This is a genomic window from Microbacterium sp., from assembly GCF_036277215.1.
In the GTDB taxonomy this organism is placed as follows: domain Bacteria; phylum Actinomycetota; class Actinomycetes; order Actinomycetales; family Microbacteriaceae; genus Microbacterium.
Map to the genome: position 1 here is coordinate 1 of NZ_DASUNI010000211.1, position 8919 is coordinate 8919.

Annotated in this window: 9 protein-coding genes and 2 pseudogenes; 6 read left to right on the forward strand and 5 right to left on the reverse strand. The window is 68.8% G+C overall.

The window, feature by feature from the left end; genetic code table 11:
- The 3 genes from VFX99_RS10735 to VFX99_RS10745 form a co-directional block, all read left to right on the forward strand.
- Window positions 1-748: hypothetical protein (locus VFX99_RS10735; protein ID WP_329666288.1), on the forward strand; the 748-nt coding region annotated here is incomplete at its 5' end.
- Window positions 749-802: 54 nt separating this feature from the next.
- Window positions 803-1414: a dihydrofolate reductase family protein gene (locus VFX99_RS10740; RefSeq protein WP_329666289.1), complete on the forward strand. Its 612-nt coding sequence runs from the start codon at window positions 803-805 to the stop codon at window positions 1412-1414.
- Window positions 1415-1468: 54 nt separating this feature from the next.
- Entirely contained in the window at window positions 1469-2401 is a 933-nt protein-coding gene (locus VFX99_RS10745) for a 5'-3' exonuclease (RefSeq protein ID WP_329666290.1), read from the forward strand.
- 12 nt (window positions 2402-2413) lie between these two features.
- Here the strand turns inward: VFX99_RS10745 and VFX99_RS10750 are convergent, their stop codons facing one another.
- The 5 genes from VFX99_RS10750 to trpD form a co-directional block, all read right to left on the reverse strand.
- On the reverse strand, window positions 2414-3697 hold the full coding sequence (locus VFX99_RS10750; protein ID WP_329666291.1) for a CynX/NimT family MFS transporter: 1284 nt from the start codon (window positions 3695-3697) through the stop codon (window positions 2414-2416).
- A complete protein-coding gene (locus VFX99_RS10755) occupies window positions 3694-4194 on the reverse strand; it encodes a ClbS/DfsB family four-helix bundle protein (protein WP_329666292.1) in 501 nt (166 codons plus the stop codon). The genes VFX99_RS10750 and VFX99_RS10755 overlap by 4 nt, the downstream gene beginning before the upstream one ends.
- 38 nt (window positions 4195-4232) lie before the next feature.
- Window positions 4233-5228 carry a PHP domain-containing protein gene (locus VFX99_RS10760; RefSeq protein WP_329666293.1) on the reverse strand — a complete coding sequence of 332 codons (996 nt, stop codon included), beginning with the start codon at window positions 5226-5228 and terminating at the stop codon, window positions 4233-4235.
- A gap of 13 nt (window positions 5229-5241) precedes the next feature.
- Entirely contained in the window at window positions 5242-5574 is a 333-nt protein-coding gene (locus VFX99_RS10765; RefSeq protein ID WP_329666294.1) for a hypothetical protein, read from the reverse strand.
- A gap of 94 nt (window positions 5575-5668) precedes the next feature.
- Window positions 5669-6730 (reverse strand): anthranilate phosphoribosyltransferase, encoded by a 1062-nt coding sequence (gene trpD, locus VFX99_RS10770; RefSeq protein WP_329666295.1) that lies wholly within the window; start codon window positions 6728-6730, stop codon window positions 5669-5671.
- Window positions 6731-6970: 240 nt separating this feature from the next.
- On the opposite strand from trpD, the gene VFX99_RS10775 reads away from it, so the two are divergent.
- The 3 genes and pseudogenes from VFX99_RS10775 to VFX99_RS10785 all read left to right on the forward strand — a co-directional run.
- Window positions 6971-7570, forward strand: a complete 600-nt coding sequence (locus VFX99_RS10775; RefSeq protein WP_329666296.1) for a heme-copper oxidase subunit III — start codon at window positions 6971-6973, stop codon at window positions 7568-7570.
- A 19-nt stretch (window positions 7571-7589) separates the two neighbouring features.
- Window positions 7590-8390, forward strand: a pseudogene (locus VFX99_RS10780) (c-type cytochrome).
- 32 nt (window positions 8391-8422) lie between these two features.
- Window positions 8423-8919: pseudogene (locus VFX99_RS10785) on the forward strand (ubiquinol-cytochrome C reductase); the annotation flags it as partial.

Consider the following 8919-nt stretch of genomic DNA (forward strand, 5'->3'; position numbering starts at 1 on the left):
TCTCGCGGCAATTCTGGCGGTCAACTCCATATTGGGCGTCTCAAGCGGTGCTCCGTGCAGCCCTGACCTTGCTACGGCCGGCGCCTGCACCACAGTTACGAACTCGGGCACGCAGGTGGACATCGGGGCGAGCATCACCGATGCAGCCCCGCCCAGCGACGACCAGAGCCGGCCGAGCGACCCGTCGCCCATCGAAGCCGCACCGCCGGAGGAGCCCTGCCCGACGCAGCCGGACCGCTGCGGGTTCCTCGTCGTGATGCCGCCCGACGTCACAGCCGCGGACCTCGCATCGTTCCGACCCGCGAGTCCGACCCTCACGGGTGAGCCGACGGGGTTCGGCCTGGTCGGTGCTCCGACGAATGTGGTGGCCGCGGCATCCGAGCAGATTCTGACCGGAACGCTGCTGGGGTGGGACGTGCGGGTCCGCTTCCTGCCGGCCAGCTACGTGTTCTCGTACGGCGACGGCGCGACCGCGCGGCATCCGACGGGCGGGGCGAGCTGGGCGAGCCTCGGCCAGGCGCAGTTCACACCGACCGCGACGAGTCACGTGTACCGCGAGCGCGGAACGTACTCCGTGAGCGTGACGGTGGAGTATGCGGCATCCGTTGATTTCGGCTCGGGCAACTGGCGACCGGTCAGCGGCTACGTCACGGCCGCCGGCGGCGCGTACGACGTCCGGGTCGTCGAGGCTCGCACGGCGCTCGTCGATCAGACCTGTCTTGAAAATCCCAATGGCCCGGGCTGCTGAGGGCCACCACGGGGAGTCTGGCAGGAACGCCCCACCCGGAGGCAGACTGACCGCATGAGTCTCGTCTATGCAGACCTGTCCGTCTCAGCGGACGGATACTCAACCGGCTACGAACAGCGCGAGGAAGCGCCGTTCGGCGACGGCTTCGATGAGAACGTCATACACGGGTGGATGTTCGAGCACGGCGAGAATCATCGCGCCGAGATCGATGCCATCGTGGCGGCGAAGGCGTACATCATGGGCCGCAACATGTTCGGCCCGGTGCGCGCCGAGTGGACGCGCGACTGGCGCGGCTGGTGGGGCGAGGACCCTCCGTACCACGCGCCGGTCTTCGTGCTCACCCATCACCCCCGCGAGCCCGTGCCGATGGACGGCGGCACGACATTCACGTTCGTCACGGACGGCGTCGAGTCGGCTTTCGCCCGAGCGCGCGCTGCCGCGGGCACCGGTGACATCGCGATCGCCGGCGGTGCGGAGACCTTGAACCAGTTCCTCGCAGCCGGGCTGGTCGATGTGCTGCGACTGCACGTGGTGCCGGTCACCCTCGGCCTTTCCCGGCGCACCGACGTCGTGCGGCTTTTCGATGGAGTCCCGCCGCTCCAGCTCGAGACCACTCAGGTGCGCGCGACGCCGGAGGTCACGCACATCACCTACCGCGTACGGTGACTGCGACGCGGAGGCGATCCCGGGCGAGTCGCACCGTTCTGGCAGGATGAGCGCGTGACCGACCGCCTGATGCTCCTCGACAGCGCCTCGCTGTACTTCCGCGCGTTCTACGGCGTGCCCGACACGGTGCGAGCTCCTGACGGCACGCCCGTCAACGCCGTCCGCGGCTTCCTCGACATCATCACGCGACTCGTCACCACCTACGAGCCGACGCATCTGGTCGCCTGCTGGGACGACGACTGGCGACCGCAGTGGCGCGTCGACCTGATCCCGACCTACAAGACGCATCGTGTCGCCGTCGTCACGGCCGTCGGACCCGACGTCGAGGTCGTGCCCGATCCGCTCGAGGTGCAGGTGCCGATCATCCGGCAGACGCTGGATGCCCTCGGCATCCGCATCGTCGGCGCGGCAGCGCACGAAGCCGACGACATCATCGGCAGCCTCGCCACCCAGGCCACGGTGCCCGTCGACATCGTGACCGGTGATCGCGACCTGTTCCAGCTGGTCGACGACGCCAGCGAGGTCCGCGTGATCTACACCGCGCGCGGAATGAGCAATCTCGAAGTCGTGACCGACGCCACCGTGGTCAAGAAGTACGGCGTGCTGCCGAGTCAGTACGCCGACTTCGCCACCCTGCGCGGCGACTCGTCCGATGGGCTGCCCGGAGTCGCGGGTATCGGCGAGAAGACCGCCGCGACCCTGCTGGCCACTCACGGTGACCTGGCAGGGATCATCGCGGCCGCCGACGCCGGCGAGGGCATGTCGGCGGGCCTGCGCAGCAAGATCATGGCCGGACTCCCCTACCTCGCGGTCGCCCCCACCGTGGTGGAGGTCGTGAAGGACCTCGAGCTAGGTGAAGGCGACTCGCAGCTGCGTCCGCTCGATGACAGATCACGAGCGGATGCCGCATCCCTCGCCGAGCAGTGGGCGCTGGGCAGCTCCATGACGCGGATCATCGACGCGCTCGACGCGACCGCACCCCGCTGAGCGCTCACCCGGTCACGCGCGACGCGACCGGGCCGCTGCGCCCGCTGCCAGCAGGGCGACACAGTAGAGCACCGCGAGTACGACCATCAGCGCGAGCGCGGCCGTCCACCCTCCGGTCGCCTCGTGCAGCGCACCCATCACCGGAGCACCGAGCGCGCCGATCCCGTATCCGCCGCCCTGCACCAGCGCCGACATGCCGGCGGCCTCGCTGTCGCTTCGCGCGACCATCACGAGGGTGGTGAAGATGACCACGAATCCGCCCGCGTGTCCGATCGCGCCGATCGTCAGCCAGAGCCACGTGAGCTGCGGCGCCACGAGCATCCCGGTGGTCAGAATGAGCCACGACACGCAGATCGTCAGCGTAGGCACGATCGCCGGCGTGAACCGCGCGAGCAGCGGCACGACGAAGGCGCCGACGACACCTGCGCCTTGGAACAGCGAGGAGAGCGCTCCGGCCGCGGCGGCGCTCAGGCCCAGCTCGTCGGCGGTGAGCGTCGGCAGCCACGTCGAGAGCGCGTAGTAGATCGTGACCTGGCCGGCGAAAGCGACGAGCAGCAACCACGTGACGGGCCGGCGGATCATCGCGCGCTCGGAACGACCGCGCGCCACGACCGGCATCGGACCGGTCAGGGTCGTCGGGTCCAGGTCGCGGCCGGCGCCCGCGCCACCCGAGGGCTGCCGCTCGCCGCCCGAGTAGCGATCGCCCCAATCCTCACCCGCCTGGCGGCTGCGCCGGAGGTGCATGCCCCACAGCACGATGCCCGCCACCGTCAGCAGCGACCACGCGAGCAGCGCCGCCGGCCAGCCGATCACGGCCGCAAGGGGTGCCGTCGCCAGCGACGTGACCAGCGAACCCGCGTTGAGCGTCGCCACGTACGCCGCCGTGACCACGCCGACGCGTGCCGGTGGGACGTCTCGGCGGATGATGACCGGGATGACGACGTTGCCGATCGTCACGGCCGCACCGATCACGAGCATGCCGGCGAGCATCCAGCCGAAGCCCGGGATCGCGCGGATCACCGTTCCGAGGAGCACACCGCTCAGCGAGAGCATCAGTGCGAGCTCGGCCCCCGCCCTGCGGATCACCAGCGCCGCGAGCGGCGTCAGGACGGCGAACATGAGCACCGGCGCGGTCGTGAGCAGCCCCGCCGTCGCCGAGCCGATGCCGAAGTCCGCTTCGATGTCGCGCAGCACAGGAGTCGGCGCGACGATCGGCCCGCGCATGCTGAGAGCGGCGACGAGCACCCCCGCAAGCACGAACCATGGGATGCCGCGCCCGGCGAGGTTCGACGTCACGCGGGTAGCTCGAGGCCGGCCGTGATCGTGTCGCGGGCCCACGCGTAATGGTTGCCGCCGCACTCCAGTGCGAACTCGCCCAACGCCGTGCCCCGCGTCCACGCGTAGGCCGCAGCGTCGTCGAGCTCGGCATCCGTGTGCAGCGCGACCATCGCCTGCAGGGATTCATGCGATGCCCGCAACAGCGGCAGGAGTTCGGCGAGCGTGGTGTCCTGCCACTGCTGCCGGAGATCCTCGTTGAGCTCGGCCAGCCGCCTCCAGGAATACCCTTCGGCAGGAATCGAGGGCGAACCGCCGGTCGTGCCTTCGGAGTACCACCGCTCGAGGAGGATGTGCCAGGCGTGCAGATGCGCCACGACATCGCGCACATTGCGATCGCGCCCCGAGCCGGTGAACGGCTCGCTCAGGCGTTCAGGCGTCAGCGACTCGATGAGCTCGAGAAGATCCGCGAATTCCGTGTCGTTGCGTTCCAGGAGCACTTCGCGCGTGAACGTCACGATTCGACCGTACCGTCAGGGCCGAGCCGGCAGTGCGCTCAGCTCGCTCGCCCGGTCCATTCGCGCAGGCGCTCGAGCGGCCAGGTCGTCACGATCCGCTCGGCGGGCACCCCCGCCCTCTCGGCGCGTTCCGCGCCATAGTCCAGCAGCGACAGCTGGCCGGGCGCGTGTGCATCCGAGTCGATCGAGAACAGGCAGCCCAGCTCGAGCGCGATCGCGATCAGGTCGTCCGGCGGGTCCTGCCGCTCGGGGCGCGAGTTGATCTCGACCGCCACGCCGTTCGCGGCGCACGCCTCGAACACGGCGTGCGGATCGAAGGTGGACGGCGGTCGCGTGCCGCGCGATCCCTCCACGAGCCGCCCGGTGACGTGCCCGAGGACATCGACCCGCGGATCGGAGACGGCTGCGACGAGCCGACGGGTCATGGGCCCGCGCTCCATGCGCAGTTTGGAATGCGCCGAGGCGACGACCACGTCGAGCTCGTCCAGCAGGTCGGGCTCCTGGTCGATCCCGCCGTCCTCGAGGATGTCCACCTCGATCCCGGAGAGAAGCGTGAAACCCTCGTCGCTCATCTCCGCCACGACCTCGAGCTGACTGCGCAGCCGCTCGGGTGAGAGCCCGTTGGCGACCCGCAGGCGAGGTGAGTGGTCCGTCAGCGCGAGATATTCGTGACCGAGCGTTCGGGCCGCAGCGACCATGAGGTCGATCGAGGTGAGTCCGTCCGACCAGTCGCTGTGGCAGTGGAGGTCGCCTCGGAGCTCCGCCCGCAGAGTGGAGGCGCGCTGCACGCCCGCGCGCTCGCGCAGGTCGACCAGGTAGCCGGGCACCCCGCCTTCGAGCGCCTCCTGGATCACAGCGAAGGTCGAGTCGCCGATCCCCTTGCGACGGCGCAGAGTGGCGGCATCCGCCAGTTCCGCATCGCTCAGCCCGGCGATCGCGTCTGCGGCAGCGCGGAATGCCTTGGATTTGTATCGGGACGAACGCTCACGCTCGAGCAGAGTGGCGATCTCCGACAGGGCGTCGTGTGGATGCATCAGCGAAGCACAGTCACACTTCGCCGAACTGGGACCGTTTGATGACGACCGGCGCGCTGGCGAGCCGGTGGATCGCCCACCCGAAGAGGATGGAGAGAATGCCGACCGTGATCGCGAGAACCGGTACGCCGAAGATCACGAAACCCAGCGCATCGAACGCGAAAGGGACGTCCGCGACCGACAGCTGCGCAGCGATCGCGATCCACAGTACGACGGCCAGGACGATCAGCGCGATCCCGACCAGGATGCCGAGCACGCCCACGACTTTCGCGAAGCCGAGTGCGCGGGCCGGCGGCGCGACCGCCCCTGCGGTGTCCGTCGTTCCTGCAATCGATGCATCGGTCATGGCATCCTCCTGCGGTCGGGGCGTTGTGGGATTCACGCTAGCGGCGCGCGCCGCGACGGCGTAAGAGCCTGCGCCCCCCGGCTGCGGATCGACGTCAGGCCGCGAACGAGCGCGTGACCTCGACCCAGGTCTCCAGCTTCTCGGATGCCGCTCCACTGTCGATCGCAGCTGCCGCGGCCTGCTTCGCCTCCGCCAGGCGCTCGAGGATCGGACGCTGCACCTCAGTCGCGTCCTGGAAGAGGCGGTACGCGACGATTCCGGCTGCGGCATTGAGCAGCACGATGTCGCGCACGGCGCCGCCCTCGCCGTCGAACACGCGGTGGACCACCTGTGCGTTGCGGGCCGGTTCGCCGCCCAGGAGGTCATCGATGCGGGCGAGCGGGATGCCGAGGTCCCGCGGATCGAGGTCGTGCTCGTGGATGTCGCCCCGGCTGACCTCCCATACGCGACTGTGACCGGTGGTGGTGAGCTCGTCCAGCCCGTCGTCGCCGCGGAACACCAGCGCTGTCGCGCCCCGCGTGCGGAATACGCCGGTGATCAGCGGCACACGGTCGAGCTGCGCGACGCCGACGGCGTTGGCTTCCGCGCGAGCCGGGTTGCACAGCGGCCCGAGGAAGTTGAACACCGTCGGCACGCCCAGCTCGGCGCGCGTGGCACCCGCATGGCGGAAGCCGGGGTGGAAGGCCGAGGCGAAGGCGAATGTGATTCCGGCGCGGGACAGCGTCTCGGCGACCTGCTCCGGCGTGATCGCCAGATCGATGCCGAGAGCGGCGAGCACATCCGACGAGCCGGACGCGGAACTGGCCGCCTTGTTGCCGTGCTTGACCACCGGCACCCCGGATGCCGCGGCCACGACGGCCGCCATCGTGGAGATGTTGACCGTGCCGAAGCGGTCGCCGCCCGTGCCGACGATGTCGAGCACGTTCGCGTCGACCGGGAGGGGAAGGGCCGCCTCGAGGATGGCATCGCGGAACCCGACGATCTCATCCACCGTCTCGCCCTTGGCGCGCAGGGCGATGAGGAAGGCCGCGAGCTGCGACGGCGTGGCGGTGCCCGCCATCACCTGGCGCATCGCCCATGTCGATTCCGAGACACTGAGGTCCCGCCGATCCAGCAGCGTGGTGAGTAATCCGGGCCAGGTGTACAGCTCCGCCATAGCCTCAGAGCCTAGCCGCGCGACACGCGCGGCGACCGTCGTATGACGGGCCATCGCCCGAGCGGCACGCGCATAGCCCTCACGGCATCCTCTTTCCGCATTCCCGGCTGACTCTCGGCGCGTTCCGAAGCGGGTCCAAGTTCGGACCGTCCCAAATCGGTGGCCGCAGATGGAAACTACCGCCTCGGAATCGGCCATAATGAAGGAGTGACGACCACGACAGCGACCTACTCTCAGGCCATGCGCTCGGTCAAGCGTCCCGACCCGGTCGCTGTGGGAACGATCGTTTGGCTCGGCAGCGAGGTGATGTTCTTCGCGGGGCTCTTCGCGATCTACTTCACCCTGCGGAGCACCTCCCCGGAATTGTGGGCGGATCGCACCCAGCTGCTGAACATCCCCTACGCGACCGTCAACACGATCGTCCTGGTGCTGTCGTCGGTGACGTGCCAGATGGGCGTGTTCGCCGCAGAGCGGTTCCAGCCCTACTCCACGAAGAAGCGCGGATGGCTCGGCTGGGGAATGGTCGAGTGGTTCTGGCTCACCTTCGCACTGGGCGCGATCTTCGTGTCGGGTCAGGTGTGGGAGTACGCACAGCTGGTGGCTGAGGGCATGCCGATCAGCTCCGACTCGTATGCATCGGCGTTCTACCTGACGACCGGCTTCCACGCCCTCCACGTGACCGGCGGCCTGATCGCGTTCCTCCTCGTGATCGGGCGTGCGTTCGCCGTCAAGAACTTCGGGCGCAAGGAGATGACCTCCTCGATCGTGGTGTCGTACTACTGGCACTTCGTCGACGTGGTCTGGATCGCGCTGTTCCTCGTCATCTACTTCCTGCGATAGAGCGGAGCTGACCCAGATCATGGCAAGAGAGACCAAGCGCCGTTCGAACGGTCGCCGCAGTCCCTGGGCAGCGGCGGCCCTCATCGGCATCGGCCTCCTGATCACAGGCGGTGTGTACGCCGGTGCGTCGGCTGCGATGGCAGCGGGCACCGAGACCGCCGTCACGTCGGCGCTGACCGTCGAGGACGGGAAGAAGCTCTTCCAGGCGAATTGCGCGACCTGCCACGGTCTCGACCTGCAGGGCTCGGACACGGGTCCGTCGCTGTACGGCGTCGGCTAGCTGGCGGTGGAGTTCCAGGTCGCGACGGGCCGCATGCCGTTGCAGGCGACAGCACCGCAGGCCCCGCAGAAGCCCGTCCAGTTCACCGAGGAGCAGACCCTCGCCATGGCCGCCTACGTGCAGTCGATGGCCCCGGGTCCCACCTTCCCGGAGGAGGAGACGCTCGACGGCGAGGGTGACGTCGCGCGCGGCGCGGAGCTCTTCCGCATCAACTGCGCGATGTGCCACAACGTCGCCGCGGCCGGCGGCGCGCTCACGGAGGGCAAGTACGCCCCCGCGCTCGGCCAGACCAGTGCGCTCCACATGTACGCGGCGATGGTCACCGGCCCGCAGAACATGCCCGTCTTCAACGACCTGAACCTGACTGCTGAAGACAAGCGCGACATCATCTCTTCGCTGCTGTTCCTGCAGAACAACGAATCGCCCGGCGGGTTCTCGCTCGGCGCTCTCGGTCCGGTGTCCGAAGGCCTCTTCATCTGGATCTTCGGCATCGGCGGCCTCATCGCCATCACCGTGTGGATCACGGCGAAGTCCAACTGATCGACAGACCACAGTTACGAACGAGGATCACCATGGCACACGAGGACGACCCGCTCGAGCATGAGAGGGCAAGCTGGAAGCCCTCGCCCGGGGTCGCCGTCGCGGTATCCGATCCAGTGCAGAGCCCCGTGCTCGCACCACATCGCGAGCGGATGACCGACAAGGACCCCGCCGCCATGAAGCGCGCGGTCCGCACGATCTACACGCTGTTCTATCTCTCGCTCGCTGCGAGCCTGTGGGCGATCGCCGCCTACATGCTCTTCCCGATCGAGAGCGGCGCGATCGTCGACATCCGCAACAACAACCTCTTCATCGGTCTCGGCATCGGCCTGGCCCTGCTCGCCCTCGGTCTCGGTGCGATCCACTGGTCGAAGGCGGTGATGTCCGACAAGGAGTTCATCCAGGTCCGCCACGCCACCCGCGGTCGCGATTCGACGCGCACCTCAGCCGCGTGGGCCTTCGCCGACGCGGACCAGGAGTCCGGCTTCGGCCGCCGCGCGATCATCCGCAACTCCATGATCGCCGCGGT

Excerpts from the sequence above, each read along its gene's own strand:
- VFX99_RS10775 (WP_329666296.1), top strand. The coding sequence starts at position 6,971 with ATGCGCTCGGTCAAGCGTCCCGACCCGGTCGCTGTGGGAACGATCGTT.
- trpD (WP_329666295.1), bottom strand. The coding sequence starts at position 6,730 with ATGGCGGAGCTGTACACCTGGCCCGGATTACTCACCACGCTGCTGGAT.
- VFX99_RS10760 (WP_329666293.1), bottom strand. The coding sequence starts at position 5,228 with ATGCATCCACACGACGCCCTGTCGGAGATCGCCACTCTGCTCGAGCGT.
- VFX99_RS10765 (WP_329666294.1), bottom strand. The coding sequence starts at position 5,574 with ATGACCGATGCATCGATTGCAGGAACGACGGACACCGCAGGGGCGGTC.
- VFX99_RS10740 (WP_329666289.1), top strand. The coding sequence starts at position 803 with ATGAGTCTCGTCTATGCAGACCTGTCCGTCTCAGCGGACGGATACTCA.